The sequence below is a fragment of the Azospirillum brasilense genome, assembly GCF_001315015.1.
In the GTDB taxonomy this organism is placed as follows: domain Bacteria; phylum Pseudomonadota; class Alphaproteobacteria; order Azospirillales; family Azospirillaceae; genus Azospirillum; species Azospirillum brasilense.
In genome coordinates this window covers 2950919-2977117 of the sequence record NZ_CP012914.1, presented here as the reverse complement: position 1 = coordinate 2977117, position 26199 = coordinate 2950919, and the positions used below count along the sequence as shown (strand labels likewise).

At 67.9% G+C, this 26199-nt stretch carries 20 protein-coding genes and 1 pseudogene; 15 read left to right on the top strand and 6 right to left on the bottom strand.

The annotated features are described in order from the left end of the window. Nucleotides 1-24 precede the first annotated feature (24 nt). Nucleotides 25-1167, top strand: a complete 1143-nt coding sequence (gene dnaJ, locus AMK58_RS13745) for a molecular chaperone DnaJ (RefSeq protein ID WP_035670651.1) — start codon at nucleotides 25-27, stop codon at nucleotides 1165-1167. A gap of 309 nt (nucleotides 1168-1476) precedes the next feature. Beyond that, nucleotides 1477-2604 (top strand): diguanylate cyclase, encoded by a 1128-nt coding sequence (locus AMK58_RS13740; protein ID WP_035670654.1) that lies wholly within the window; start codon nucleotides 1477-1479, stop codon nucleotides 2602-2604. A gap of 10 nt (nucleotides 2605-2614) precedes the next feature. Here the strand turns inward: AMK58_RS13740 and AMK58_RS13735 are convergent, their stop codons facing one another. Continuing rightward, nucleotides 2615-5140 carry an ABC transporter permease gene (locus tag AMK58_RS13735; RefSeq protein ID WP_059399009.1) on the bottom strand — a complete coding sequence of 842 codons (2526 nt, stop codon included), beginning with the start codon at nucleotides 5138-5140 and terminating at the stop codon, nucleotides 2615-2617. A gap of 159 nt (nucleotides 5141-5299) precedes the next feature. Further along, nucleotides 5300-6034 carry an ABC transporter ATP-binding protein gene (locus AMK58_RS13730; protein ID WP_035670660.1) on the bottom strand — a complete coding sequence of 245 codons (735 nt, stop codon included), beginning with the start codon at nucleotides 6032-6034 and terminating at the stop codon, nucleotides 5300-5302. Between the two features lie 145 nt (nucleotides 6035-6179). Between AMK58_RS13730 and AMK58_RS13725 the strand changes: the two genes are divergently transcribed. Genes AMK58_RS13725 through thpR form a run of 4 tightly spaced genes read left to right on the top strand, consistent with a single transcriptional unit; the run spans nucleotide 6180 to nucleotide 9579 of the window. Continuing rightward, nucleotides 6180-6788 carry an arylesterase gene (locus AMK58_RS13725; protein WP_236778140.1) on the top strand — a complete coding sequence of 203 codons (609 nt, stop codon included), beginning with the start codon at nucleotides 6180-6182 and terminating at the stop codon, nucleotides 6786-6788. A 5-nt stretch (nucleotides 6789-6793) separates the two neighbouring features. Continuing rightward, complete coding sequence (locus tag AMK58_RS13720; protein WP_035670663.1) at nucleotides 6794-7969, top strand: FIST signal transduction protein; 1176 nt, start codon at nucleotides 6794-6796, stop codon at nucleotides 7967-7969. Between the two features lie 13 nt (nucleotides 7970-7982). Beyond that, entirely contained in the window at nucleotides 7983-9026 is a 1044-nt protein-coding gene (locus tag AMK58_RS13715) for an NADP(H)-dependent aldo-keto reductase (RefSeq protein WP_035670665.1), read from the top strand. Nucleotides 9027-9042: 16 nt separating this feature from the next. Continuing rightward, the gene (gene thpR / locus AMK58_RS13710; protein ID WP_035670668.1) at nucleotides 9043-9579 is read left to right on the top strand and encodes an RNA 2',3'-cyclic phosphodiesterase; all 537 of its coding nucleotides are present in this window, start codon (nucleotides 9043-9045) and stop codon (nucleotides 9577-9579) included. Between the two features lie 204 nt (nucleotides 9580-9783). Here the strand turns inward: thpR and AMK58_RS13705 are convergent, their stop codons facing one another. Continuing rightward, on the bottom strand, nucleotides 9784-11034 hold the full coding sequence (locus AMK58_RS13705; protein ID WP_035670670.1) for a UbiH/UbiF/VisC/COQ6 family ubiquinone biosynthesis hydroxylase: 1251 nt from the start codon (nucleotides 11032-11034) through the stop codon (nucleotides 9784-9786). Nucleotides 11035-11352: 318 nt separating this feature from the next. Here AMK58_RS13705 and glnK point away from each other — a divergent pair, with 318 nt between their 5' ends. The 5 genes from glnK (at nucleotide 11353) to AMK58_RS13680 (ending at nucleotide 17541) form a co-directional block, all read left to right on the top strand. Continuing rightward, the gene (gene glnK / locus AMK58_RS13700) at nucleotides 11353-11691 is read left to right on the top strand and encodes a P-II family nitrogen regulator (protein WP_035670687.1); all 339 of its coding nucleotides are present in this window, start codon (nucleotides 11353-11355) and stop codon (nucleotides 11689-11691) included. A 351-nt stretch (nucleotides 11692-12042) separates the two neighbouring features. Beyond that, a complete protein-coding gene (locus AMK58_RS13695) occupies nucleotides 12043-13275 on the top strand; it encodes an aminotransferase class I/II-fold pyridoxal phosphate-dependent enzyme (RefSeq protein ID WP_236778139.1) in 1233 nt (410 codons plus the stop codon). Nucleotides 13276-13377: 102 nt separating this feature from the next. Further along, nucleotides 13378-15903 carry a DNA translocase FtsK gene (locus tag AMK58_RS13690; protein ID WP_059399007.1) on the top strand — a complete coding sequence of 842 codons (2526 nt, stop codon included), beginning with the start codon at nucleotides 13378-13380 and terminating at the stop codon, nucleotides 15901-15903. Between the two features lie 203 nt (nucleotides 15904-16106). Next, nucleotides 16107-16769, top strand: coding sequence for a LolA family protein (locus AMK58_RS13685; protein ID WP_035676746.1), 663 nt, complete (start codon nucleotides 16107-16109; stop codon nucleotides 16767-16769). Between the two features lie 151 nt (nucleotides 16770-16920). Then, complete coding sequence (locus AMK58_RS13680; RefSeq protein ID WP_035676740.1) at nucleotides 16921-17541, top strand: HdeD family acid-resistance protein; 621 nt, start codon at nucleotides 16921-16923, stop codon at nucleotides 17539-17541. 4 nt (nucleotides 17542-17545) lie between these two features. On the opposite strand, the pseudogene AMK58_RS13675 reads toward AMK58_RS13680, so the two are convergent. After that, a pseudogene (locus AMK58_RS13675) lies at nucleotides 17546-17929 on the bottom strand (magnesium chelatase subunit ChlI family protein); the annotation flags it as partial. Between the two features lie 777 nt (nucleotides 17930-18706). Next, nucleotides 18707-20536, bottom strand: a complete 1830-nt coding sequence (locus AMK58_RS30480; protein WP_137165152.1) for a hypothetical protein — start codon at nucleotides 20534-20536, stop codon at nucleotides 18707-18709. A gap of 412 nt (nucleotides 20537-20948) precedes the next feature. On the opposite strand from AMK58_RS30480, the gene AMK58_RS13660 reads away from it, so the two are divergent. From AMK58_RS13660 to AMK58_RS13645, 4 genes are read left to right on the top strand one after another with little or no spacing between them, the layout of a single operon-like run. Further along, nucleotides 20949-21581, top strand: coding sequence for a TnsA endonuclease N-terminal domain-containing protein (locus tag AMK58_RS13660; RefSeq protein ID WP_051140446.1), 633 nt, complete (start codon nucleotides 20949-20951; stop codon nucleotides 21579-21581). Beyond that, on the top strand, nucleotides 21578-23485 hold the full coding sequence (locus AMK58_RS13655; protein WP_059399005.1) for a Mu transposase C-terminal domain-containing protein: 1908 nt from the start codon (nucleotides 21578-21580) through the stop codon (nucleotides 23483-23485). Before AMK58_RS13660 ends, AMK58_RS13655 begins: the two co-directional genes overlap by 4 nt. After that, nucleotides 23482-24393, top strand: coding sequence for a TniB family NTP-binding protein (locus AMK58_RS13650; RefSeq protein WP_035684255.1), 912 nt, complete (start codon nucleotides 23482-23484; stop codon nucleotides 24391-24393). Before AMK58_RS13655 ends, AMK58_RS13650 begins: the two co-directional genes overlap by 4 nt. Beyond that, a complete protein-coding gene (locus tag AMK58_RS13645; protein ID WP_079285627.1) occupies nucleotides 24390-25577 on the top strand; it encodes a TniQ family protein in 1188 nt (395 codons plus the stop codon). The genes AMK58_RS13650 and AMK58_RS13645 overlap by 4 nt, the downstream gene beginning before the upstream one ends. A 239-nt stretch (nucleotides 25578-25816) precedes the next feature. Here AMK58_RS13645 and AMK58_RS30475 read toward each other — a convergent pair whose 3' ends face one another. Next, complete coding sequence (locus tag AMK58_RS30475) at nucleotides 25817-26086, bottom strand: hypothetical protein (RefSeq protein ID WP_137165151.1); 270 nt, start codon at nucleotides 26084-26086, stop codon at nucleotides 25817-25819. Between the last annotated feature and the right edge of the window lie 113 nt (nucleotides 26087-26199).

Sequence of the window (26199 nt, the reverse complement as noted above, 5' to 3'; positions counted from 1 at the left end):
TGTATGTGAAGGCGGTCGGGGCCCATGGCGAAACAGGACTATTACGAGCTGCTCGGGGTGGCGAAGGGCGCCAGCGCGGACGAGATCAAAAAAGCGTACCGCAAGATGGCGATGCAGTATCACCCGGACCGCAACCAGGGTGACAAGGACGCCGAGCACAAGTTCAAGGAAATCAGCGAAGCCTACGACGTTCTGAAGGACGAGCAGAAGCGCGCGGCCTACGACCGCTTCGGCCACGGCGCCTTCGAGAACGGGCGCGGTGGTGGCGGCGGCTTCGGCGGCTTCGATTTCGGCGGCGGTGGCGGCGGCTTCGCCGACATCTTCGACGAGATGTTCGGGGAGTTCATGGGCGGGCGCCGCGGCGGCGGCGGCGCGTCGGGCCGCGGCCAGGACCTGCGCTACAATCTGGAGATCGGGCTGGAGGAGGCCTTCAAGGGCACCACGGCCAACGTCCGCGTTCCCTCCACCGTTGCCTGCGATTCCTGCAGCGGCTCCGGGGCGGCAGCGGGGACCCAGCCGGTCACCTGCCCGACCTGCCAGGGCCATGGCAAGGTGCGCGCCCAGCAGGGCTTCTTCACCATCGAGCGCACCTGCCCGGCCTGCCACGGCCAGGGCCGCGTCATCAAGGCCCCCTGCAAGAGCTGCGGCGGCGCCGGGCGCCTGCGCAAGGAGAAGACCCTTCAGGTCAACATCCCCGCGGGTGTCGAGGACGGCACGCGCATCCGTCTGGCCGGCGAGGGCGAGGCGGGGTTGCGCGGCGCGCCGCCGGGCGATCTCTACATCTTCCTGGCCATCGCGCCGCACCCGATCTTCCAGCGCGATGGCGCCAACATCCATTGCCGGGTGCCGATTCCCATGACCACCGCGGCGCTGGGCGGCACGGTTGAGGTGCCGACCATCGAGGGCAGCCGCACCAAGGTGACGGTCCCGCCGGGCACCCAGTCCGGCCACCAGTTCCGCATCAAGGGCAAGGGCATGTCGGTGCTGCGCAGCCAGCAGCGCGGCGACATGTACATCCAGGCCGTCGTCGAGACTCCGGTCAACCTGACCAAGAAGCAGCAGGAGCTTCTGCGCGAGTTCGACACCGCCGGCAAGGAAGGCTCCCACCCGCAGTCCGAAGGCTTCTTCGCCAAGGTGAAGGAGCTTTGGGAAGACCTGAAGGACTGACCGCCGTCCTTTTGTTCCGACCCGTGAGAAAGGCCCGGCCCACCGCCGGGCCTTTTTTCATGCCGGGCCTTTTTTTACGCGCGCCGCGTGCTTTTGCCCCAGTGGTATGACCAATCCGGCGTTGACAGCGGCGGGCGGCGGGAAGACTGTCCCGGCAAATCACGTACAAATGCGTTGATGCCACAGGCCGCGCCGCATACGCACGTATCCCTGGAAATCACAGCAATTGCCGTTGCCGATGGGGGGCATCGCGTGTATCAACAAGCGCTTAATCTCCTCAGACGGTTCGCGGAGAGGGCATTCCAGGCGGTGAGCGGCGATCTCTCCTTCGAGCAGTTGCGCGACCTGATGCATCCGGGCGGACACACCCCGATCATCCAGCGTCGCCGGGCCGTGCTGATCCATTCCCGCGTCCGCATGGTCGCGGCCGTGTTCGCGGTGCTGACGCCGCTGTGGATCGTCATCGACGTCTTCATCTTCCCCTGGCCTTTGTGGGGCTATCTCGCCGGCCTGCGGCTGGTGTCCAGCTTCGCCTTCGGCGCGCTGGCCCTCGGCTACCGGATCTGCGACGACATGGGCAGCGCGTGGCGGGGGCTGGCCCTGCTGCTGGCGGTGCCGACGATCTTCTTCCTCGCCTCGCACCCCATGCTGAACGAGGACATGATCGCGGGAAGCGCGCTGGCGGTGGCCGCCGGTTACGCCTTCCTGCCCTTCGTGATGGTGGCGGGGCTCAGCGTCTTCCCGCTGACCGCGCTGGAAGGGCTGGCCTTCGCGACGCCGATGCTGGCGGCCCACATGCTGGCCGGGGTCTACGGCTCGCTGGTCTTCCCCTTCCCCTCCTATCTGGGCGCCCTGTGGCTGCTGGTGCTCATCATGGTGGTGGCGACGCTGGCGGCGATGAGCCAGTTGCACTTCATGATGGCCCTGGTCGATCAGGCGTCGCACGACGGGCTGACCGGCGCCTTCTCCCGCCGCATCGGGGAGGAGCTTCTGCGGCTGCAGTTCGCCCACGCCCAGCGCTCCGACCATCCGCTGTCGGTGATCTTCTTCGATCTGGACAATTTCAAGTCGATCAACGACCGCTTCGGTCATGACCAGGGCGACAAACAGCTGGGGCGGGCGGCGGAGGCGATCCGCGCCATGCTGCGCCAGTCCGACGTGCTGGTCCGCTGGGGCGGGGAGGAGTTCGTGGTCATCATGCCCAACACCGGCCGTCAGGGCGCCCTGACCGCGGTGGAGCGGCTGCACGAGCGGGGCTTGGGCAAGCGTCCGGACGGAACCCCGCAGACCGCCAGCATCGGCGTCGCCGAATACCTCCACGACCGCCCGGTGGACTGGGAAAGGCTGGTCGATCTGGCCGACCAGCGCATGTATGCGGCCAAGCAGTCCGGCAAGAACCGCATCGTCGCCGACGACCGCGTCCCCGAACCCGCCTGACCACCGTCCGTCAGTCGTTGCGCAGCAGCGGGGCGGAGGGCTGGCCGAGCGCCCGCCACGTCCCGAGGAAGCCGAAGGCCAGCGTGATCGCCGTGCTGAGCAGTGCCGTGGTCAGCACGGCCGACGGCAGGAAGGTCCATTCCCAGCGCATCAGGAAGGTCATCACCGCCCAGGCGGTGATGGTGCCGATGACCCCGGCGATGGCCGCGGTCAGGATGCCGAGCAGCCCGTACTCGAGCAGGAACGCCTTCAGCACGTCGGCCCGCGTGGCGCCCAGCACTTTCAGCACCACCGCGTCGTAGACCCGGCGGCGGTGCCCGGCGGCGACCGCCCCGGCCAGCACCAGCGTGCCGGCGGCCAGCGTGATGCCCGCGGTGATGCGCACCGCCGTGCCGATGTGGCCCAGCATGGTGCCCACCGTGTCCAGCGCATCCTTCACCCGCACCAGCGTGACGTTGGGGAAGCGCTGCAGGACGGAGCGTTGGACCTCCGGCTCCGCCGCCGGGGTGCTGCGGACGGTGGCGATCCAGGTCTGCGGCGCCCGCTCCAGCGTGCCCGGCGCGAAGACCAGGGCGAAGTTGATGGCCAGCGTCGAGAAGTCGGCGGCGCGCACGTTGCCCACCGTCGCCTCGATGGTGCGGCCCAGGACGTTGATCCCCATGGTGGCACCGGGACCGATGCCGAAGGCGCTCGCCACGTTCTGGTGGATGGAGATCAGCGGCTTCCCCTTGTAGTCCTCCGGCCACCAGGAGCCGGCGACGATCTCCGAATGCTCGGGCAGCTTGGCGGAATAGGTGATGCCGCGGTCGCCGGACAGCACCCAGGATTGCTCGGGGTTGACCAGCGCCTTTTCCGCCGGCTGGCCGTTCACCGTCTCGATCCGTCCGCGCAAGCTGGGCACCGCCTCAAACCCGCTGGTGCCGGGCAGGGCGCTGACCATCTGTTTCAGCGGCTCGAACTGGTCGGGCTGGATGTCCACGAAGAAGAAGCTGGGCGCGTCCTTGGGGATCGTCTCGTTGACCCGGCGGGAGAAGTTGCCCTCGATCAGCGCGATGGCGACCAGCACCGTCAGGCCGAGGCCGAGCGACAGCACCACCGCACCGGTCGGGTTGCCCGGCCGGTGCAGGTTGGCGAGCGCCAGCCGCATCCCCGGACGGCGCGGCCGCCCCGCCGCCGCCGCCCCGCGCACCACCAGCCAAGCGGCCACGCGGAAGGCGATGAAGGTGGCGATGGAGCCGCCGACGAACCAGCCGGCGAACATTTTGTTGTGGGCGGTGGCGACGGCCAGCCCGGCCAGAGCCGCGACGGTCAGCGCCATCGCCGCCAGATAGACCGCGCGCGGGCGGCCCCCGGCGGGGGCGACCACGTCGCGGAACTGCGCCGCCGCCGGAACCTCCCGTGCGCGGCCCAGCGGCCACAGCGAGAAGGTCAGCGCGGTCAGCAGGCCGTAGAGCGCGGCGAGCACCAGGGCGCCCGGATAGACGCCGATCCGGGTGGGCACCGGCAGCACCTGGTCGAGCAGCGACCCCAGCCCCAGCGGCGCCACCGCGCCGAGCAGCAGCCCCAGCAGGATGCCCAGCCCGGACAAGGCGAGGATCTGCAGCAGATAGACCTGGAAGACCAGATCGCCCGGCGCGCCCAGGCATTTCAGCGTGGCGATGGTGCGGGCGCGCGAGTCGAGATGGCTGCGCACCGCGTTGCCCACCCCGACCCCGCCGACCAGCAGGGCGGTCAGCCCGACCAGCGTCAGGAACAGCGTCATGCGGTCGATGAAGCGCTCGATCTGCGGGGAGGCGTTTGTGAAGTCGCGGACCCGCCAGCCGGCGTCGGGGAAGCGCGCCGCCAGCGCCTTCTGCCACGCCGCCACGTCGGTGCCCGGCGGCAGGGCCAGCTTGGCGGTCCAATAGACGATGCTGCCGGGCTGGAGCAGGCCGGTGCCCTCCAGCGACGGCAGGCCGATCATCACCCGCGGCCCCAGCGAGAAGGCGCCGTTGGATGCCCGGTCCGGCTCGCGCGTCAGGACACCGCGCACGGCGAACTCGCCCTCGCCCAGCCGCAGCGTGTCGCCGGTCTTCAGCCCCAGCCGGTCGAGCAGCCCGTCCTCGACCAGCGCGCCCCAGCGCCCGTCGCGGTTGGCCAGCGCCGTGTGCAGGTCCCCCTCCGGCGCCAGGGCCACGGAGCCGTAGAGCGGGTAGACGCCGTCCACCGCCTTCAGCTCGACCAGCGTGGACCGTTGGTCGTCGGCGGAGCGGGCCATGGCGCGCATGTCCACTGATTGCGACAGGCGCCCGGCCTGCTCCAGCCAGGAGCGCTGCTCGTCGGTCGGCGGTGCGTAGATCTGCCGCAGCGCGACGTCGCCGCCCAGGATCGCCCGTCCGTCCGCCTGCAGGCCCGACAGCACGCCGCCGGACACGGAGTTGACCGCGGCGATGGCGGCGACGCCGAGCGTCAGACAGGCGAGGAAGATGCGGAATCCCTTCAGTCCCCCGCGCAACTCGCGGCGGGCCAGACGGAAGGCGAGGGCGAGGTTGGTCATGGGGCGTCCAGCGGGGTGTGGGTTGGTGGTTGGGAGTGGTCGCGTCGGGCCCCCACCCAACCCTCCCCCGCTTCGCAAGGGAGGGCTTCATCTCCTCCCCCTGCGAAGCGGGGGGAGGTCGGGAGGGGGGCGCGACGCGACCACTCCCTCAAAGGACGCTCAGTCCCCCGCCACGCGCTCGCGCTCGGCGCGGGCGGCGAGGCCGTCGTCGACGATGCGCCCGTCCATCAGGCGCACGGTCCGGTCGCAGCGGTCGGCCAGGGACGGGTCATGGGTGATCAGCACCAGCGTCGTGCCCCGCCGCTCGGCGAGGTCGAACAGCAGCTCCACGATGGTGGCGCCGGTGCCGATGTCGAGGTTGCCGGTCGGCTCGTCGGCCAGCAGCAGTGACGGCTCGGCGACGAAGGCGCGGGCCAGGGCGACGCGCTGCTGCTCGCCGCCGGAGAGCTGGCCCGGATAATGGCTCAGCCGGTGGGCCAGACCGACCGCCTCCAGCCCGGAGCGCGCGCGGTCGAAGGCGTCGGCGGCCCCGGCGAATTCGAGGGGAATGGCGACGTTCTCCAGCGCGGTCATCGTCGGCACGAGGTGGAAAGCCTGGAAGACGATCCCCACATGGTCGCGGCGGAAGCGCGCAAGCCCGTCCTCGTCCAGCCGGCCCAGATCCTGTCCGGCGACACGCACGGTCCCGCCCGTGGGGCGTTCCAGCCCGGCCATGACCATCATCATGGTCGATTTGCCGGAGCCCGACGGGCCGACCACGCCGACCCGTTCACCGGGCTGGATGCGGAGATTCAAGCCTCTCAGGATGTTGACGGGTCCGGCCGCGCTGTCCAATCTCAGATGCACCTCGTCGAGATCGACGATGGTGGACTCAACGGAATCGGGTCGGGACATTGGCATGCGTCTCTGGATCGGGCGGGGAAATGGGCGGGAAAACCTCACGCCATATGGCATGGTGCGCCGCCATTTCAACATGGCCCTCCTTCGGTCGGGGCTGGCCGCTCTCGCCGTCGTTGTGGGAATCGGCGCAGGGGTCGGCATGACCGCCCCCGCGCTCGCCCAGAGCGGGGCGGGGAAGGGGCCTTACACCCTGCTGGCGCTCGGCGACAGCCTGACCGCCGGCTACGGCCTTCCCGAACCGCAGGCCTTCACGGTGCAGTTGCAGGCGGCATTGCGGGCGAAGGGCTACGACGTGACCGTCGTCAACGCCGGCGTGTCGGGCGACACCACGGCGGGCGGGCTGTCGCGGCTCGACTGGGCGCTGGCCGACAAGCCGGACGCCGTGCTGGTGGAGCTGGGGGCGAACGACATGCTGCGCGGGCTCGACCCCGGCGCGGCGCGCGCCAACCTCGACGCCATCCTGAAGCGGCTGACCGGCGAAAAGCTGCCCGTGCTGCTGGCCGGCATGTACGCGTCGCCTAGCCTGGGCCGCGCGTATGTGGAGCGCTTCAACGCCATCTACCCGGAGCTGGCGAAGGCGTACGACGTACAGCTCTACCCGTTCTTCCTGGACGGCGTGGCGGCTGACGCCGTGCTGAACCAGCCCGACGGCATCCATCCCAACGCGGCCGGCGTGAAGGTGATCGTGGAGCGCATCACGCCCCACGTCGCCCGCCTTCTGGACGGCATCGCCAAAAGCGGAGACTGACACCCATGGCGACCCTGGCCGGCGACACCGCCACCACCGAGACCTGCTTCAAGGCCGCATCGGCCACCGGCACCGAATGGGGCGCCGTCGTCAAATCCTGCCTGGACGAGCTCGGCGCGGTGGAGGGCTGCAACCTCGGCTTCCTCTACATCACCGACGCGCTGGCCGAACACGCCACCAGCATGGTCACCCTGCTGCGCGGCGTCACCGGCATCCGCGACTGGGTGGGCACGGTCGGCATCGGCGTTTGCGCCAACGACGAGGAAATCTTCGACAAGCCGGGCATCGCCGTGATGGTGGCCCGCCTGCCGCCGGAGGGCTTCCGTCTGTTCCCGGTGGTCTCGGGCGACATGGAGCCGCTGCGCCGCATGGCCGGCGGCTGGCTGGACAAGCACGGCGCCATGCTGGCGCTCGCCCACGCCGACCCGCGCCACCAGGACTTGGCCGGGCTGGTCGTTTCGCTGGCGGAATCAACCGGGGCCTTCCTGGTTGGCGGCCTGTCGGCCTCGCGGTCGGAGTTCCCGCAATTCACCATCCCCGGCAACACCGCCACGATGGTCGGCGGGCCGGTGGCCGACGGCGGCGTGTCGGGCGTGCTGTTCGCGCCGCAGGTGCCGGTCGCCACCGGCCTCAGCCAGGGCTGCACGCCCATCGGCCCGGTGCGCACCATCACGGCGGCGGAGGACAACGTCGTCCTGGAGATCGACGGGCGCCCGGCGCTGGAGGTCTTTAAGGAGGACATCGGCGAGTTGCTGGCCCGCGATCTCAAGCGGGTGTCCGGCTACATCTTCGCCGGCCTGCCCATCGCCGGGAGCGACACGGCGGACTATCTGGTCCGCGACCTGATCGCCATCGACCCGCGCGCCGGCTGGATCGCCGTAGCCCACCATGTGCAGAGCGGCCAGCCCATCCTGTTCACCCGCCGCGACCAGCAGAGCGCCGAGTCGGACATGCGCCGCATGCTGGCCAATCTGAAGAAGCGCGTGAAGACCACCCCGAAGGGCGCCCTCTACGTCAGCTGCATCGCCCGCGGCCCCAGCCTGTTCGGCGAGGGCAGCCAGGAACTGGCGCTGATCCGCGAAACCTTCGGCGACATCCCGCTGGCCGGATTCTTCGCCAGCGGCGAGATCTCCAACGCCCGCCTGTACGGATACACGGGCGTGCTCACCCTGTTCCTTTAAGGACCATAACCAAATGCAATACCGTCCGCTCGGCCGCACCGGCCTGTCGGTCAGCGCCATCGGCCTGGGCACCATGACCTGGGGCCGCCAGAACAGCGAGGCCGAAGGCCACGCCCAGATGGATTACGCGCTCGGCGAGGGCGTGAACTTCTGGGACACGGCGGAGATGTACGCCATCCCCCCGACCGCCGACACGTACGGACGTACGGAAGAGGTGATCGGCACCTGGTTCAAGGCGAACGGCAAGCGCGACCAAGTGATCCTGGCGAGCAAGGTCGTCGGCGCCACCGACGGCGGCTTCGCCTGGGTGCGCAACGGCGAGGCGAAGCTCGACCGCGCCAACATCTTCGCGGCGGTCGAGGCCAGCCTGCGCCGGCTCCAGACCGACTACATCGACCTGTACCAGCTCCATTGGCCCGACCGCTCGACCAACCGTTTCGGCGCGCGCAACTACGTCCATCGGCCGGAGAAGGATGGGACGCCCATCGAAGAGACTTTGTCGGCGCTCGACGATCTGGTGACATCCGGCAAGGTCCGCCACATCGGCGTGTCGAACGAGTCGCCTTGGGGGGTTATGCAGTTCCTCAAGCTGGCGGAGGACAAGGGCCTGCCGCGCATCGCCTCGATCCAGAACGCCTACAGCCTGCTGAACCGGACCTTCGAGCAGGGTCTGGCCGAGGTGTCTCTGCGCGAGGATGTCGGGCTTCTCGCCTATTCGCCGCTGGCCGCCGGCACGCTGACCGGCAAGTATCTGGACGGCGCCGTCCCCGCCGGCACCCGCCGCGCGCTGGATCACCGCAAGTCGCGCTACGCCACCGTCAACGCCGACGCGGCGACCCGCGAGTATCTGGACGCCGCCCGGCGCCACGGCCTGTCGCCGACGCAGATGGCCATCGCCTTCACCCTGCATCAGCCCTTCGTGGCGTCCTCGCTGATCGGCGCGACGACCCTGGAGGACCTGAAGTCCAACATCGCGGCGGTGGACGTCACGCTGTCGGACGAGGTGATGAAGGACATCGAGGCGGTCAACGCCCGCTATCCCGACCCCTGCCCGTAACCGTTCCGGAAAGCCAATGATCCGTCTCTTCGTCGCCCTCGATTTTCCGGAGGATGTGCGCCGGCGTCTGGCGGGGCTGGGCGGCGGCGTGCCCGGCGCCCGCTGGACCGACGCGGACAACCTGCACCTGACGCTCCGCTTCATCGGGGAGGTGCCGGAGGATCAGGCGGCGGAGATCGACGAGTCGCTGGCGCAGATCGCGGCGCCGGCCTTCGATCTGGTTCTGGACGGCGTGGGCGTGTACGGCAGCGGCCGCAACGCCCGCGTCCTCTGGGCCGGGGTGGAGCGCAGCGACGCCTTGTCGCACCTCCAGTCCAAGGTCGAGTCGGCGCTGGTCCGCTGCGGCCTGCCGGCGGAGGAGCGCAAATTCTCGCCCCACGTCACGCTTGCCCGGTTGAAGGACGCGTCGAAGGACCGGATCGGGCGCTTCGTCGAGGAACGCGGGATGTTCCGCGCCGGTCCGATCCGGGTGGATCACTTCACGCTCTACCGCAGCCACCTGGGCAAGGGGGCCGCGGTGTACGAGGCGCTGTCGGAATACGGGTTGGGATAAGTTCGGAAGTCTTGTCGGGCAACAGGGTCTTCACGGATTGCACGGATTTTGACACGGATTACACGGATTTCTTTTGTTCGTGCTTCAGCGCGTGCCTTCTCGATCAGCAGGCACTGAGCAAGACCATATAAAAATCCGTGTAATCCGTGCTTAAATCCGAGAAATCCGTGAAGACCTTGTTGTCTCCCGAGAATTCAACCGCTCTTACAGCGGCGCGCCCTTGATCATCCGCGGCAGCTCGCCGACCACGCCCATCGCGTGCCGCATGAAGAAGCGCTTCAGCGGCGGCAGGCGGTTGACGACGGCCATGCCGACGTCGCGGGCCAGCTTGATCGGCGGGATGTTGTTCGAGAACAGGTGCACCAGACCGTCGCAGACCACGGCCAGCAGCACCGTGTCGAAGCGGCGCCAGCGCTGGAAGCGCGCCAGCACCTCCGGCGAGCCGACGTCCAGCCCCAGCCGGTGGGCGTCCACGATCACCTCGGCGAGCGCCGCCACGTCGCGCAGCCCCAGGTTCAGCCCCTGCCCGGCGATGGGGTGGATGGCGTGGGCCGCCTCGCCGATCAGGGCGACGCGCTCGGCGATGAAGCGCTCGGCCAGCAGGACCGACAGCGGCCAAGCGTCGCGCCGGGTCACCAGCTCGATGTCGCCCAGATAGCCGCCCGACCGGCGGGTCAGCTCGTCGATGAACTGGTCCTCGGGCAGCTTCAGATACATGTCGACCAGCGACCGCTTCTCGCTCCACACGATGGAAGAGCGGTTCTCGGTCATCGGCAGCACGGCGAAGGGGCCGTTGGGCAGGAAATGCTCCACGGCCACGCCGTTGTGCGGCTCCGAATGGCGGATCGTGCAGATGATCGCGGTCTGGTCGTAGGCCCAGGTGCGCAGCTTGATCCCGGCGCTCTCCCGCGCCAGCGAGCGGCGGCCGTCGGCCCCGACCACCAGCCGCGCCTTGACCACCCGCCCATCGGCCAGCGTCACCGTGGCGCCGGCGCGGCTGCGCTCGATCGACACCGCCTGGGCCGGGGCCAGATGGTGCAGGCCGGGCAGCTCCTTGGCGCGGGCGAACAGGGCGCGGCGCATGTCCTTGTTGTCGAGAATCCAGCCGAAGGGCTGGTTCTTGCCGTCCCAGGTCAGCTCCGTGTGGTCGTAATGGACGAACAGGGGCGAGAACTGGTCGGCCACCCGGATGTCGAGGATCGGGCCGGCGTAGGGCTCCATGTGCTTCCACACGCCCGCCCCCTCCAGCACCTTCATCGAGGCGTAGGCGACCGCCGTCGTGCGGATGTCGAACTCGTCCCCCGCCTGCCGGTCCGGGCTGTCGCGGTCGATGCAGACGACCGGCACGCCCGCGGTGGCCAGGGCCGCCGCCATGCTGAGTCCGGCCAGTCCGCCGCCCAACACGACGACGTCGGTCGTGATCTCCTGCGCTGCGGTGGTGCCCGATTCGGTCATGATGGCGCTGCCCTTCGATCAGTGTAGACGGGTACGAACAATCGTTCCGCTTGGTCCGGATGTCCAGCGGCGCTGCGTCGCGGCCCCCGAATTGCGTAATTATTAGGCATGACCTGCCCAATCGATCGGCGAAACAGCCGAAAACCGCTGAAAAGGACCGATTCTGCAACCGGCACGATTTTTGAAGACATTGCTTTTTATGGTCGAGGCGAACACGCTCGAGTCACGTTCGGAAAACCCGCCGCCACGGCGGGATCGGCCGAGGGGGGACCGGGCGACCGCAGGGGCCCGCAAACACGCATACCAAGGGGAAGCCACATGAAACTGGTTATGGCCATCATCAAGCCGTTCAAGCTCGACGAAGTGCGCGAGGCGCTGACGTCGCTCGGGATTCAGGGCCTGACGGTGAGCGAGGTGAAGGGCTTCGGACGCCAGAAGGGTCAGACCGAGATCTACCGCGGCGCCGAGTATTCCGTGAGCTTCCTGCCCAAGGTGAAGGTCGAGGTCGCGGTGTCCGACGACCAGTACGAGCAGGTGGTCGAGGCGATCCAGAAGGCCGCCAACACCGGCCGCATCGGCGACGGCAAGATCTTCGTTCTGGACATCGCCCAGGCCGTGCGCATCCGCACCGGCGAGACCAACACCGAAGCTCTCTGAGGCGTCCTGGAGGAAGCGGACAGGGCGGGGCGTCATCGCCCGGCCCCTCCCGCAAGGGGGGAAGGCTCGTCCGCTTTTTCTTGCCGCAGGGCATCGATGATCTGCCCGGTGACTTGAGGCCGGGCGCGCCAGTCTTTTCGCTGCGGCGCCGAGGCCGCCGGAACGGGTGGCGTATGCTTTCCCTTGACCGGGCTTCGTCCGGTTTTGTGCCCTTGTGCCGGGACTCCACCGCCGGTAGGATCGTTTCCGTTTCGTATCGGGCAGAGGCCCCCAGAGGCCCCTGACGGGCCGTGCCCCTCGGGGCCGGCCCGGCCTTTTCGGGCCGTCCTCATGGAAAGGATTCTCGGCGGCATGTCGCTCCCGGACCTCGGCACCTTCGCTCTCGTCAACGACCGGCTCGACCGGCTGTCGGACTACCCCTTCACCCGGCTGGCGGCTCTGCTGTCCGGAGTGACGCCGCGCGCCAACGCCGAGCCGATCATGATGTCGGTGGGCGAGCCGCAGCACCAGCCGCCGGCCATCATCGACGAGACGCTGCGCGCCAACGCCCATCTGTGGGGCAAATACCCGCCGGTCGGCGGCACGCCGGAGTTCCGCGAGGCGGTGGGCGCCTGGCTGGCCCGCCGCTACGCCCTGCCCGACGGGCTCTTCGATGCCGAAAAGTCGGTCCTGCCGGTGTCCGGCACGCGCGAGGCGCTGTTCCTCCTCGCCCTGCTGGCCGTGCCGCCGAGCAAGGCGGGCCGTCAGCCGGCGGTGCTGATGCCCAACCCCTTCTACGCGCCCTACGAGGGAGCGGCCCTGCTGGCGGGGGCGGAGTCGGTGTTCCTGCCCTCCACCCGCGAGACCGGCTTCCTGCCCGACCTCGACGCGCTGACGCCGGAGCTGCTGGAGCGCACGGCGCTGTTCTACCTCTGCACTCCGGCCAACCCACAGGGGGCGGCGGCCGACGCCGCCTATCTGGAGCGGGCGATCGGGCTGGCGCGCCGCTACGGCTTCATCCTGGCGGTGGACGAGTGCTACGCCGAGATCTACTTGGACAAGCCCCCGGTCGGCGCGCTCCAGGTCGCGTCGGGGCTGGCCCATGACGGGAAGCCCTGGGCGAACATCCTGGTCTTCCATTCCCTGTCCAAGCGGTCGAGCGCCGCCGGGCTGCGCTCGGGCTTTGTGGCCGGCGATCCGGAGCTGATGTCCCGCTTCACCCGCCTGCGCAGCTACTCCAACGCCGGGATGCCGCTGCCGGTGCTGGCGGCCAGCGCCGCCCTGTGGCGGGACGAGGCCCATGTCGAGGAGAACCGCGCGCTCTACCGCGCCAAGTTCGACGCGGCGGAGGCTTCGCTGAAGGGGCGCTACGGCTACTATCGGCCTGACGGCGGCTTCTTCCTGTGGCTGGAGGTCGGCGACGGCGAGGAGGCGACGCGCCGCCTGTGGGCGGAGGGCGGCATCCGCGTGCTGCCCGGCGCCTACCTGACCCGCTGCAACCCCGGCGAGGCCAATCCCGGCGCGCCCTTCATCCGCATCGCGCTGGTGAACGACGCCGAGACGGTCGCCCACGCCTGCGGCACCATCGCCCGCATTCTGGGATAAGGGCCGCCCGGTTCGGCCCAACCCGGTTCGGCTCACGTTACCCCGGTCTTTCGCCCCCGAAGGACGGGTCCGGTTCAGCACGTTCTTGAGGACCTTCTGCCCATGGCACGACCCGCAAGCCCCCGCAGCGGAAGCGGCAAAAGCGCCGGAGCGCGGCCCGCCGGAGCACGGACGGAGAAGCCGCCCTTCTTCTCGCCCGCCACGCGCGCCTTCGTGGTGGCGCGGGCGCGCGAGATGGCGGGCTTCGCGCTGGGCGTGGTCGGTCTGGTGCTGATGGTCATCCTGGGCAGCTACAACCCGGCCGACCCGTCCTGGAACGCGGTTCCGGCGGCGGACGTCCACATCCACAACCTGTTCGGCCGGTTCGGCGCCCACTTGGCCGACGTCCTGATCCAGTCGCTGGGCTGGGCGGCTTATCTGCTGGCGCTGGTCCCGATGATGTGGGGCTGGCGGCTCAGCTTGCAGAAGAGCGTGCGCCACCCGCTGTTCCGCAGCGTCCTGGCGGTGTGGGGCGTGCTCATGGTCGCCATGTTCCTGGCCGGGATGGGGACGGGAAGCGAGGACCCGCTGAAGAGCCGTCCGGGCGGCAGCTTCGGCGGCTTGCTTCTCGACGGGGTCAGCAGGCTGCTCTTCGGCAGCCCGGGCAATCCGCTGGTCGGCACCGTGGCCGGGGTGGCCGGCGGGCTGATTCTGTTCGTCGCCATGGGCCTGTCGATCCGCGAATGGGCGGCCAGCCTGCGCGAGACCGCCGCCGGCCTCGCCCGCCTCGGGCGGGGCGCGCGGACCGGCTTGTCCTTCGTGCGCGACAAGGGCGCGGAGGCCGCCCGCAGCGCCGCCCGCCAGACCGGCGGCCTGTTGCGGCGGGAGCCCAGCCTCGCCACCGCGGAAAAGACGACCGCCGCCCCGACTCTCGACGACACGCCCGACGAGGACGGCGGCGCCATCACCCTGCGCGCCGCGCCGCGCGGCCGGCTGTCCGACTCCATCAGCGTCGAGCCGCGCGTGGAGGCCAAGACCCGCGCCGTTCCGGTGGTCACCTCGCCCGCCGGAGGCAAGACGAAGGCCGCCGACCAGGGGCGCCCGTCCAAACAGGCTGCCCTCAATCTGGAGGAGGCGGATGGCTACGAGCTGCCGCCGCTCGACCTGCTCCAGATCGTCCCGACCAGCGTGCGCGGCGAGAAGGTGGACGAGGCGGCGCTGCGCGAGAACGCGGTGAAGCTGGAAGGCGTGCTGTCCGATTTCGGCGTGCGTGGCGAGGTGCAGAAGGTCCATCCCGGCCCGGTCGTCACCCTCTACGAGCTGGAGCCGGCCCCCGGCACCAAGTCGTCCCGCGTCATCGGCCTGGCCGACGACATCGCCCGCTCGATGAGCGCGGTGTCGGTCCGCGTCGCCGTGGTGCCGGGCCGCAACGTCATCGGCATCGAACTGCCCAACGCCAAGCGCGAGACGGTGCTGCTGCGCGAACTGCTGGCCGGCGACGTCTTCGACAAGACGGCGGGCAAGCTGCTGCTGGCGCTCGGCAAGGACATCGGTGGCCAGTCGGTGGTGGCCGACCTCGCCCGCTTCCCGCACCTGCTGGTCGCCGGCACCACGGGCTCGGGCAAGTCGGTGGCGATCAACACGATGATCCTGTCGCTGCTCTACCGCCTGCCGCCCGACCGCTGCCGCTTCATCATGATCGACCCCAAGATGCTGGAGCTGTCGGTCTATGAGGGCATCCCCCATCTGCTGACGCCGGTCGTCACCGACCCGAAGAAGGCGGTGGTCGCCCTGAAATGGACCGTGCGGGAGATGGAGGACCGCTACCGCAACATGTCCAAGCTGGGCGTGCGCAACATCGAGGGCTACAACGCCCGCCTGCGCGAGGCCCGCGCCGATGGTGAACTGCTGACCCGCCGCGTCCAGACCGGCTTCGACCCCGACACCGGCAAGCCGATCTTCGAGGAGCAGCCGCTCGACCTGAAGGAACTGCCCTACATCGTGGTCATCGTCGACGAGATGGCCGACCTGATGCTGGTCGCCGGCAAGGACATCGAGGCGGCGATCCAGCGCCTCGCCCAGATGGCCCGCGCCGCCGGCATCCACCTGATCATGGCGACGCAGCGCCCGTCGGTGGACGTCATCACCGGCACCATCAAGGCCAACTTCCCGACCCGCATCAGCTTCCAGGTCACCAGCAAGATCGACAGCCGCACGATTCTCGGCGAGCAGGGGGCGGAGCAGCTTCTCGGCCAGGGCGACATGCTCTACATGGCCGGCGGCGGCCGCATCACCCGTGTCCACGGCCCCTTCGTCGCCGACGGCGAGGTGGAGCAGGTGGTGAAGTTCCTCAAGACGCAGGGCGAGCCGAGCTACGTCGACGCCATCACCGAGGAGGACGACGAGGACGGCGGCTCCTTCGACGACGGGTCGGGCGCCGGTGGCGGGTCGGGCGACGACCTCTACGACAAGGCGGTGGCGGTGGTCTGCCGCGAGCGCAAGGCGTCGACCAGCTTCATCCAGCGCCAGCTCCGCATCGGCTACAACTCCGCCGCCCGTCTGATCGAGCGGATGGAGACCGAAGGCGTGGTCAGCAAGCCCAACCACGCCGGCAAGCGTGAGGTGCTGGCCCGCAACATCGAGGAGTGAGCGCTCGTGCCCCCTCCCTAACCCTCCCCCGCTCTCGCAGGGGAGGGGACTGCCGCCGCTTTGCCCAAGCCCCCTCTCCCTCGAAGAGGGGGAGGGTTGGGGAGGGGGCCATCGCGAGCGTCCGCAAATGCGCTCTTTCTCCTTGGAACCACCGCCGCCGCGCCCCATTTCCGCCCGGAACGTCCGGTTACCTAGCAGGCATCATGAAGATCCCGTTCCGCCGCATTCTGGCTGCCGCTGCCGTCGCTCTGTCCGTCACCACGGCGGGCGCGGCCCTCGATCCCGCGCTCGCCGCGCCGCGCGCCGCCGCCCTGTCCGCCCAGGACCAGGCGCTGGTGGCCCAGGCGGAAAGCTATCTGAACGGCATCGGCACGCTGCAATCGAAGTTCGTGCAGGTCGCCCCGAATGGCCACCAGACCACCGGCACCTTCTACCTCGCGCGTCCCGGCCGGATGCGGCTGGAGTACGACCCGCCGGTGAAGGATTTCGTCGTCGCCGACGGCGCCTTCATCTTCTATTGGGACGGGGAGATGCGGCAGCAGTCCAGCGCCCCCATCGGCAGCACGCTGGCCGACTTCATCCTGCGCAAGAACATCCGGCTATCCGGCGACGTGACGGTGACCGGCGTCTATCAGGCGCCGGGGCTGGTGGAGATCAGCCTGACCGAGACCAAGGATCCCGGCAAGGGCACCCTGACGCTGGTGTTCGAGGACCGGCCCTTCCAGCTCCGCAAATGGCGGGTGCTGGACGCCCAGGGGCTGACGACCGAGGTGGCGCTGATGAACCCGCGCGAGGGTATGCAGTTCGACTCGAAGCTCTTCTACTTCATCGAACCCAGCAAGGGCGATTACGGCCGCAACAACTGACCTGTCCCAACGCATTCGCACGGATTTCGCGCGAATCCCGACGCCGCAACAACCCGCCGCCGCAACGAACTCCTCCTGATCCTGTTGCCGTGATGTATGGGGCGCGCTCACCCGCCCCCGGTGCACTCGAACGGATGAGGGGAGACGAGACATGGCTACGGAGGCGATGTACGAGGCCCGGCGGGTCCAGGGCATGAATGATCTGCTGGCGCGCAACTGGTGGGCGCTGGCGCTGCGCGGCGCCGCGGCGGTGATGCTCGGCCTGCTGGCCTTCCTTCTGCCGGGGGCGACGGTCGCCACCCTGACGATTCTTCTCGCGGCCTACCTGTTGATGGACGGGCTGTTCGCCATCGTCGGTGGCGTCCGCGCCGCCCAGGCGCAGGAGCGCAGCCTGCCCTTCATCCTGGACGGTGTGGTCAGTCTGGTGGCGGGCATCGTGGCCCTGCTGTGGCCGGAGGCGAGCCTGTTCGCGCTGGTCTTCGTGATCGCCGCTTGGTCGGTCATCACCGGCTTCGCCAAGATCATGACGGCGTGGCGCATGCACCGCAGCCATGGCAAATGGGCCTGGGGCGTGGCCGGCGCCCTGTCGGTGCTGTTCGGCTTCGGCATGTGGGTTCTGCCGTCGCTGGGCCTGCTCGCCCTGGCATTGGGCGTGGGCAGCTACCTGATCGCCTATGGCGCGCTGACCATCATCACCGCCTTCCGTCTGCGCCGCTGCCTGCACGACCGGACTCATCATTCCAACCACGGCAACGCCGTGGCGGCGGAGTAAACACTCATCGTCCGGGGGCGATGCGGCGGTAGCCGAGCGCCTCCGCGATGTGCGGGCGGCGCACGCCGCTCCCGCCGTCCAGATCAGCCAGCGTGCGGGCGACGCGCATGACGCGGTGATAGCCGCGGGCCGACAGTTTCAGCCGCTCCGCGGCCTCGGTCAGCAGGGCGCGGCCCGGCTGGTCGGGGGCGGCGGCCTTCTCCAGCAGCTCGCCGTCGGCCTCGGCGTTGGTGCGCACCGCCCGGCCCTCGGGAAAGGGGCCGAAGCCGGCGTAGCGCTCCGCCTGGACGGCGCGGGCCACCGCCACGCGGGCGGCCACATCGGCGCTGCCCTCGGCGGGCGGCGGCAGGCTGAGGTCGGCGGGGCTGACGGCGGGCACGTCGATGTTGTGAATTCCAGTCAAAAATCAGACTGAAAGCCGCACATCGCCATGATTCTCATTCAACTAAGCATCAGACCAAAGCAGCAAACTTCCGGACTGAATTCGTATCTTCAGCTTATCGCCGAACTGCTTTCTAGCTGGTTTGTTCGCTCACCGCCTAAACCCCGAGAGCCCGTGTTCTCGGTAGGCGACACTCACGAGTGTGCCGAACGGGTGCATTTCATCGTCGCGCTGATGATCACGCTGGGAGTCGTGAAATGATCCCTTGGAACAGCCGACTTCCCGATCCGGCGATTCTGTCCCGCCAACTCGGTCCGATCGGCTCCGATCTAGCCTTGGTTCTGGCGTTCAAGTTGTGGTTGTACGAGTGGGAGCGGTGTCCGTCGCCGGATCCATGCCTCATCCGCATCCGATTGATCGAGCGCGGCCACTCCCGCGACCAGGAATATCTGCTCGACCTGTTGGAATGGCGCCCCGTCCGCTCGCGATGGGCCACCATTCGCGATGCCACTCGGCAAACCCGTCAGGAGGCCTTCGCGCTGGGAAAACCGTATTTCCTAATGACGGAGTCTGCGGTCCCTCCGGTCCTGCGAGCCAATTTGACCCGCCTGTTGACATTCCGCGGAAAGCCCCCGACGCGTGCGGTGGAACGGGCGATCTGTCTGGAGTGTCTGTCGGGTGAGCCGGTATCGCTCGGGATCCTGATCGCGCGAGCGGTGCGTCTCGGCATTGACGCAGCGACTGCGGAAGCAGCGATTATGTGGCTGGTTTCACGAGGCAGCCTCAGCGGCAACTTGAAACAGCCTCTTGGTCGAGGCTTTCTTCTTCGTCGTCTATGGGATTATGGTTCGGTTTCAGCAATCCGGTCTTCGCCAGAACGGCAACGGCGAGTTCTTCCGCCGTGGCATCTGTGTTCGTGACTTTAGCAAAGAGCAGGTGCTTCGGCATTTTTTCACGGCTTTTGCTGGTCTGTGTTCGCTTGCCCCACAAATCACGGCGACGACGGATCAACTCGACGACTTTGCCAAAGTCTTCATCAGAAACGCGATCGTGATCACGATAAGCCACGAGCATCAACCCTTGCCAGTCCTTGGCATGATCAGGACGTGGCTCCACGCCGATCACGGTGATCCATTGCCCGTTCACCGTGAACTCGGCGGCGAGGAGCATGCGTGTCACTTTGTCAGCGATCTTGTGCCACCATCCGCCATTCGGATGGGACGGAACGCAACCAAAAGTGAAGCCGCAGGCAGTCCGCTCGTCGCCTGGAAGCACCACACTGGACAAGTTAGCCACACCAGGTTTGCGTGCCAATTTCGCCAGCATCTCACAAAATAATTCAACTTCAGGCTGTATTTGGGGAGCCACCTGATCCACCGTGGTATTGACACGGGCCCTGCGGGTATTGCCCTTGTCGGACGATAATGGCCCGGTTGCGACCTCGTCCGGCGCCAGAGCGTCGCCGGGGACATGGACGGCCGGGGCGGTCTTTGCCGGGCGTTCGACCGTCTCTATCCGCACCGGTAGGGTCTCCAGAGCCTGGAAACGTGGCCGTGCCAGTGGAAGGTTGATTTCTACCGGGGGTAGATGTCGGTTGGGGTGGCGTTCATTCACCACCTGCCGCGGGCCAACGTGCCCCGCAATCGCATGCACATATGGACGTCCCTGTTCATCAAACTCCTCTGGGGCCATGGTGACTTCTTCTTCAACGATCAATTCGTCGAAGGGGAGTGGACCAGTGCAGTGTTCCAGGCGAAGCATGAGAATGCGTTCGACCTTCGTTCCATCGGCAAGATAGCTCTCGAATTTGTAGCCTTCTCCGGTCAGTGTCGTTGTGCCATGGAACGGAAAAGCTGCTCGGAGAGAAGGGCGGCGGCGCGCCGCCGTCGCCGTCAGAACCTCTGCAAAGGGTAGGTTGTATGCATCGCGTTCGGGTGACCCTTCTTTTGCTGCGAAAAACCGGGCGAGGAGTGGATAGTCGTTTTCGGTGAATCCGGGACGTGGCGCGAGGCGGAACACACGTGGAGCTTCAGTCCGTGTGCGTGTGAGATCGCACAATGTTTCGGGGGCGCGGAGAAACGCACCGTTCAAGAGCGCTTGGGCAAGGGCCGTTGACGACCCGATATAAAATTGGGCAAGCGTCATGGTTGGGACGATCACCGCGAACGGGTCGCGGCCGACCTTTACTCCGACAAACCGCACATCATCGCTGTACAGGCGATAAACATCTTCTGGAATTATGTACGGCCTCTTCTTATTGGGTAAAACTCCCTCGTAGCCGTTGAATTCATGAACACTGGAGCCGTCGATCGTCACTGCGACTTCGTACGTTTTGAAACCGGTGTGATCTTTCGAAATCATTTGTCCATTGTACCAAAAGCTGCCGATGATCAAGAGAGGCAGCCATCCTGCGGCGGCTTGGGCCCTGCGGGGCGGGCTGTAATTTCCACTGACGCCGACAAACAGGCACTCCACCAGTGGGTCGAAAGGGTCGGTGCCGTTGCGCTGGGGGCCGTTGATCCAGCGAAGCTGCCAAGGGCCGCCAGACGGGAATGTCTGAAAAAAGAGATCGTTCAAGCCGTCGTCAGCGCGCTCCGAGTCGTGGCTCATCATCGCCCCTTCGCCTCTGTGAAGAGAACAGGCTGACGCTTTTGCAGGCTCACTGCAATTGATTGTATTCAGGTATTGAAGAAGAGGCATGCAAATGCCAAAAACTTTGTGTTTCGCTTCCGTATTGTTCGTTGATTCCCTTGGTGTCGCGTAGTTGCTCCATCAAGGATGTTTTCTAACGTTTCGATTGCCGAACAGCCCTGACAAACTGCAAACATAGAATCAGTTTACCGCATCGATGAGCATTGTGACCGCGAATCGGGAGCATGTTAAGGCTCCCGTGAATGGGAATCGAATAAGCGTAAAGCGCTCTCGCAATAGGCTATCGATAAGTCTAGTAAAATCCTTCTATGCATGTGCGGGGCGATTCGCAATGCGGTAGATTGCTTACCAAGATACGATCGGAGGGTGAAGGATGCGGCGGCGGATCATAAAGCCCAACACACGCAGCTTCACGGGACGCCACGTGCTGCCCGACGGCAGCGGCGACGTCCGCTTCGAATCGGGGCTGGAGCGCGACTTTCTGACGCTGCTCGGCGCCCGCGACGATGTCCTGGAGATCCTGGAACAGCCTGTCACCTTGACCTTGGCCGGCCCGGACGGCAAGCCGCGCCGCTACACCCCCGACTTCAAGGTCACCTACCGTGACCGCGTCGTCATCTACGAGGTCAAGTACCGGGACCAGTTCCGCAAGCGGTGGCCCAACGATCGCGACAAGTACTGCCAAGCGCGCGCTTGGGCGCAGGCCAACGGCATGCGGTTCCGCATCGTCACCGAACTCACCATCCGCACCGTGCGGTTCGAGAACGCCCGCTTCCTCGCGGCATACCGGGACGTCACACCCGATCCCGCCCTTGCCGGGACAATCCTGGCCGCCCTGGCGGGCGGACCGCGCACGGTGCTCGACCTCGTGCGCACGCTCTGTCCCGACCGCGCCGACCGCGTGGGCTTCTACACGGCGTTCTGGCCGATGCTGGCTAACCGCACGCTCCGCGCCGACCCGCGCGCGCCGATCGGCATGGACCTGGTCGTGGAGGCGGCGCCATGACCGGGGACGATCTGCCGGCCCCGCTCACCTTCCGGCTCGAGCCTGGCACAGAGGTCGACCTCGGTGGGCGGATCGGGGTTGTCGTCTCGGTCGTCTCCCTGGACAGCGTCCTGGTGGAGGACACGGTCACCGGCGAGCGGCGGGTGCGTCCGACGGCCGTCCTAGCGCCGTGGCGGGGGGCGGCCGCGGCACAGCGGCGGGCGATCCCCGATCTGGCGGAGTTCACTGAGCCGCAGCTGGAGGTCGGGCGCCGGCGGCAGGACGAGATCGACGCCCTGCTGGCGCTGCGGCGGCGGTCCAAGCAGGACGTTCGCGCGGCGGCCGACCGCCTCGATCTCAGCGTCTCGACGCTGTACGGGCTGATGCACCGGTACGAGTCCGAGGGGTCCCTCACCTGCCTCATTCCGCACGCTTACCGCAAACGGCGCCGGTGCAAGCGCATTGCCCCCGCAGCGGAGCAGGTCATCACGGCGGTAATCGAGGAGGTCTACGTGCCGACCCCGGGCGCGCGGCCGGTCGACGTCATCGTTGAAGCCCAGCGGCGCCTTCGCCGCGCCAACCTCGGCGCCGTGGCGCCGAACACGATCCGCGAGCGGATCCGGGAACTCGACCCGAAGGAGGTCGACCGGGCGCGTTACGGCGGCATGGCGGCCGAGCGCCGACACCATCAGACCTACGGGACGCACGACCCGGCGCGGTGGCCGCTGCAACGCATTCAGATCGACCACACGGTGGCGGACTTCTTCGTCGTCAGCCCCGAGGACGGCGATGCGGTCACCCGCCCGGTCCTGACGCTGGCCATCGACGAGTACAGCCGGGTGGTCAAGGGCTTCTACCTGTCGATCCACCGCCCGTCGACCCTGTCGGTGGCCATGGCGCTGACCCACGGCATTCTGGACAAGACCGAGTTCTGCCGCCGCCACAAACTCGAGTCGCCGTACCCGGTGTGGGGCATCGACGAGGCCATTCTCACTGACAACGCCACCGAGTTCGATAGCCGCGGCCTGCAGCTCGGCTGTCGGCAGTGGCGCATCCGCGGTGAGTTCCGTCCACTTGGCCAGCCCTATTTCGGCGGTCGTATCGAGCGTCTGGTCGGCACGATGATGGCGGATGTCCGCCTCATTCCCGGCTACACCTTCAGCAGCGTGGCTGAGCGGGGTAAGGACTACGATGGGCGCGCCGGTGCGGCGCTGACCTTGGAGGAGGCGGAAGAGCGGATTGCTGTGAGGATCGTCGATCGCTATCACCGAGACAAGCACTCGGCGATCGGGACCACCCCGTTGAAGGCGTACGAGCATAGCTTTCTCGGCAGCGATCGGCTACCTGGCCGAGGTCTTCCCCGGATGCCGGCGGACCCTGGGCGGCTGCTCAAGGACTTCCTGCCGGTGGAGTACCGTACGGTCCAGAGCTACGGCATCCGGCTGAACCGGCTGACTTACCAAAGCGACCTGCTGCGGCTGTTCGCCAGTCGGAGGGACGGGCGCAAGTACGTAGTGCGGTATGATCCCCGCAACGTGAGCGTGGTCTACTTTTACAATCCGGAGACGCAGGAATACTACGACGTTCCGCAGCGGGACCGGCATCGGCCGCCGGTCGCTCTGTGGGAAGTCGAGCAAGCGGTCGCCGAACTGAAACGGCTGGGGCAGGACGCCGACGACGAGAACGCGATCTACCGGGCCATTGAGCGCTGCCGCCACATCGACGCCGAGGCCGCGCGGAAGTCGGCGGCCGCCCGGCGCCGGCAGGAGCGCCGCCGAGAGGATGCGAAGGCCCACACGCCGGAACGTCCGACAGTGACGCCCTCCGCCCCGGCCACCCCCGACGCCCCGTCCAAGCCGGCCGAGCCGGCGGCACCGCCCGCCCGGCGCGTCCGGCCGGTCGCCGACCTGGAGGGCTGGTCATGATGGCCTACGATCACCTGCACCCGTCGACGGTTCCCCTGCTTGCCCTGCCGAAGGCTGAGCGCATCCAGCGTGCACGCACCAAAATGTGGATTCCCTACGCCTCGGCGCGCGAGCCTTACGCGGCCATGCGTCTGCTGTTGGAGGCCCCGAAGCAGCAGCGTCCGGAAAACGTCCTGATCGAGGCCCCGACCAACAACGGGAAGTCGACGTTGCTCGAGCGCTTCGAAGCCGACCACCCGCCGTTGCCCCGGCCCGAACACGACACGGCGCTGATCCCCGTCGTGAAGATCGACATGCCGGAGCATCCGACCCTGGGTATCGTCTACCAGACGATCCTCGACCGCCTCGGCTGCCCCTACGCGCCGGGCGCGATCCGGCGCGAACTGCGCCGCGCCGTCCTCACCATCTTGGAAGCGGTCGGCACGCGGGTCCTCCTGGTGGACGAGCTGCACAACCTGAACCAGGCCGGACCCAACGAGCGGGATGGCGTCTTAGCGTTCTTCCGGGCGCTGGGCAACGAGGCGCCGCTGCGCATCAGCCTGGTCTTCGCCGGCACCCAGGGAGCGCGCACCACGGCGCAGCACGACGCCCAGCTGCTGAACCGCTTCGAGGTCTTCCAGCTTCGCCCCTGGCGCGACGGCGACGCCTTCCGTGAACTTCTGGCGTCCTTCGAGGCCCTGATGCCGTTGCGCGAGGCCTCGTACTTGGGGGACGACGACGCACTTGCCCGCGACATCCTGCGTCGCGGAGAAGGGGCGATCGGCGAGTTCTTCAAGATCATCAGCCGCGCCGCCGTCCTCGCGATCGAAACCGGCGAGGAGCGGATCACGCTGAAGACCCTGGAGCGGATCCGCTACCAGCCGCCGTCGCAGCGCAAGATCGACGTTGAGTTGCCGGGGCTGCCATGAGCGGTCGTCCGTGGCCGTGCCGGCCGAAGCCGCTGGAGGACGAATTGCTGTCCTCCTGGATCGCGCGCACAGCGGTGGCCCACGGCATGCAGCCAATCACTTTCATGCATGCGGCATGGCCCGGCCAATTGCATCAGACGCACGACATCGACCATCTTGGCAGCGCGGCGGTGACCGATGTCATGGCCGCCGGCACGCTGACCAACCCCGAACTGGCGGCTGCCACGACCCTGAAGGCGTTCGTTGGCCAACTGTTTGAGTCGCACGCGCCAACGGAAGGGCGGAAAGGCGGCACGAAATGGGTGACGCGCTCCGACATCGCCGGCGGTATCTGGCACCGGCCGGCACAGCAGTTCTGCCCGGCATGCTTGGCCGATGGCATCCCCTACCTGCGGCGATCCTGGCGCCTCGCCCTGACGGCGGTCTGCACGCGGCACGGGGTCATCCTCGCCGACCGATGCGGCGACTGCGGTGCTCCCGTGGTCGTCATCCGGGCGGACGATCCGCGCACCTGTCACCGTTGCGGCGCGGACCTCGCGCAAACCCCCTGTGTGCCCGCTCCGTCCGAGGCGCTGCCCTTCCAGCGGCGGCAGGAGGCCATCCTGCGCCGGGGCTGGGCGCAACTCGGCGAGTACCATATGTACTCCGTCCGGTACTTCGACCTTCTGCACCACGTGCTGCGCCTCCTGGCCGGACCGCGGTGCGGCGACGACCTGCGGACGATGGTGGCCCACCTGTGGGGCGGCGATCCACGGTCGCCCGAGCGTCCCGCCAAGGGGGCAGGGCTTGAGGCGATGGGGCCGGCCACGCGGGCCCGCCTGCTCGACCTTGCCGCGCGGTTGATGGTCGGCTGGCCCTACCGCTTCGTCGGGGCCTGCGCCGAGGCCGGCGTGTGGCAGGGCACGCTCATGGTGCATTTCACCGACGCCCCGCACGCGTACGCCGATCCGGTGCGTTACCTGCTGTTCAACGGCGTCTACCGGCCGACCCGCGCGGAGGCGGAAGCGGCCGCCGCGTACCTGCGCCGAACGGGGCAGCCGGTCACCACACGCGCTCTGGCCAGACTAGTCGGAGAGGGGGCTGTCAAGGCAGGGCTGCATAAGGCCGCGCCGGCTCCAGCGGTCGAGGCCTGGACAGGCGCGGCCCCATCAGTCATATCCTCTCGGGCCGACCCTCACGCGTGAGGCGATCCCGCGCCATGCCGGCGCGTTTGGGAAGGACGGCCGCCCCGATGTGGGCCGCGGGTTCCCCAGATGTCCCGACGACTCGCCCTCTGCATGGAGGGCTTCGCCCGATCACGCCACCGATTCAAAAAGGTGGAAGGGCCGTCCACCACATCAACTCAGGATCACCCGGTGTGCGCCGTTCCGGATGGTGGCATCAAGGGAGGCCGGGACGGCTACCGCTCGGGCGTTCATCAGGCTCAGCGCTCGCACCAATTGACTTTTGCCGACCCATCCAACGGTTGCGCCAACTGCGTTTCGGACAGAATGCGCTGCAGGTCGACGCCGTCGAAGAGCACCGTCGCCTCGACCTCGCCATCGGCGAGGTCCTGCGGTGCGCAAAACGCCACCAGACGCGCCTCGGCCATGGCCAACACTGTTTTCGTCTTGGCGAGGACGGCGAGAAAACGCTCGGTGGAGCAGGAGCCATCAGGGCGCGGTCCGTCGACCCCTCGCGGCCGGACGCTCACCCAACCGTTTCCGGGGCGATAGGCTTCCAACTTCGGGCCATCGCTGACCCCAGTCGGACGGACTTGCCACGGGTAACACTCGATCACGCCGCCGGAGGCCTGTGTGGCAACCA

Excerpts from the sequence above, each read along its gene's own strand:
- AMK58_RS13695 (WP_236778139.1), top strand. The coding sequence starts at position 12,043 with ATGTCGCTCCCGGACCTCGGCACCTTCGCTCTCGTCAACGACCGGCTC.
- AMK58_RS13690 (WP_059399007.1), top strand. The coding sequence starts at position 13,378 with ATGGCACGACCCGCAAGCCCCCGCAGCGGAAGCGGCAAAAGCGCCGGA.
- AMK58_RS13680 (WP_035676740.1), top strand. The coding sequence starts at position 16,921 with ATGGCTACGGAGGCGATGTACGAGGCCCGGCGGGTCCAGGGCATGAAT.
- AMK58_RS13725 (WP_236778140.1), top strand. The coding sequence starts at position 6,180 with ATGACCGCCCCCGCGCTCGCCCAGAGCGGGGCGGGGAAGGGGCCTTAC.
- dnaJ (WP_035670651.1), top strand. The coding sequence starts at position 25 with ATGGCGAAACAGGACTATTACGAGCTGCTCGGGGTGGCGAAGGGCGCC.
- AMK58_RS13645 (WP_079285627.1), top strand. The coding sequence starts at position 24,390 with ATGAGCGGTCGTCCGTGGCCGTGCCGGCCGAAGCCGCTGGAGGACGAA.
- AMK58_RS13660 (WP_051140446.1), top strand. The coding sequence starts at position 20,949 with ATGCGGCGGCGGATCATAAAGCCCAACACACGCAGCTTCACGGGACGC.
- AMK58_RS30480 (WP_137165152.1), bottom strand. The coding sequence starts at position 20,536 with ATGATGAGCCACGACTCGGAGCGCGCTGACGACGGCTTGAACGATCTC.
- AMK58_RS13650 (WP_035684255.1), top strand. The coding sequence starts at position 23,482 with ATGATGGCCTACGATCACCTGCACCCGTCGACGGTTCCCCTGCTTGCC.
- AMK58_RS13730 (WP_035670660.1), bottom strand. The coding sequence starts at position 6,034 with ATGTCCCGACCCGATTCCGTTGAGTCCACCATCGTCGATCTCGACGAG.
- AMK58_RS13720 (WP_035670663.1), top strand. The coding sequence starts at position 6,794 with ATGGCGACCCTGGCCGGCGACACCGCCACCACCGAGACCTGCTTCAAG.
- thpR (WP_035670668.1), top strand. The coding sequence starts at position 9,043 with ATGATCCGTCTCTTCGTCGCCCTCGATTTTCCGGAGGATGTGCGCCGG.
- AMK58_RS13655 (WP_059399005.1), top strand. The coding sequence starts at position 21,578 with ATGACCGGGGACGATCTGCCGGCCCCGCTCACCTTCCGGCTCGAGCCT.
- AMK58_RS13685 (WP_035676746.1), top strand. The coding sequence starts at position 16,107 with ATGAAGATCCCGTTCCGCCGCATTCTGGCTGCCGCTGCCGTCGCTCTG.
- AMK58_RS13715 (WP_035670665.1), top strand. The coding sequence starts at position 7,983 with ATGCAATACCGTCCGCTCGGCCGCACCGGCCTGTCGGTCAGCGCCATC.
- AMK58_RS13705 (WP_035670670.1), bottom strand. The coding sequence starts at position 11,034 with ATGACCGAATCGGGCACCACCGCAGCGCAGGAGATCACGACCGACGTC.
- AMK58_RS13735 (WP_059399009.1), bottom strand. The coding sequence starts at position 5,140 with ATGACCAACCTCGCCCTCGCCTTCCGTCTGGCCCGCCGCGAGTTGCGC.
- glnK (WP_035670687.1), top strand. The coding sequence starts at position 11,353 with ATGAAACTGGTTATGGCCATCATCAAGCCGTTCAAGCTCGACGAAGTG.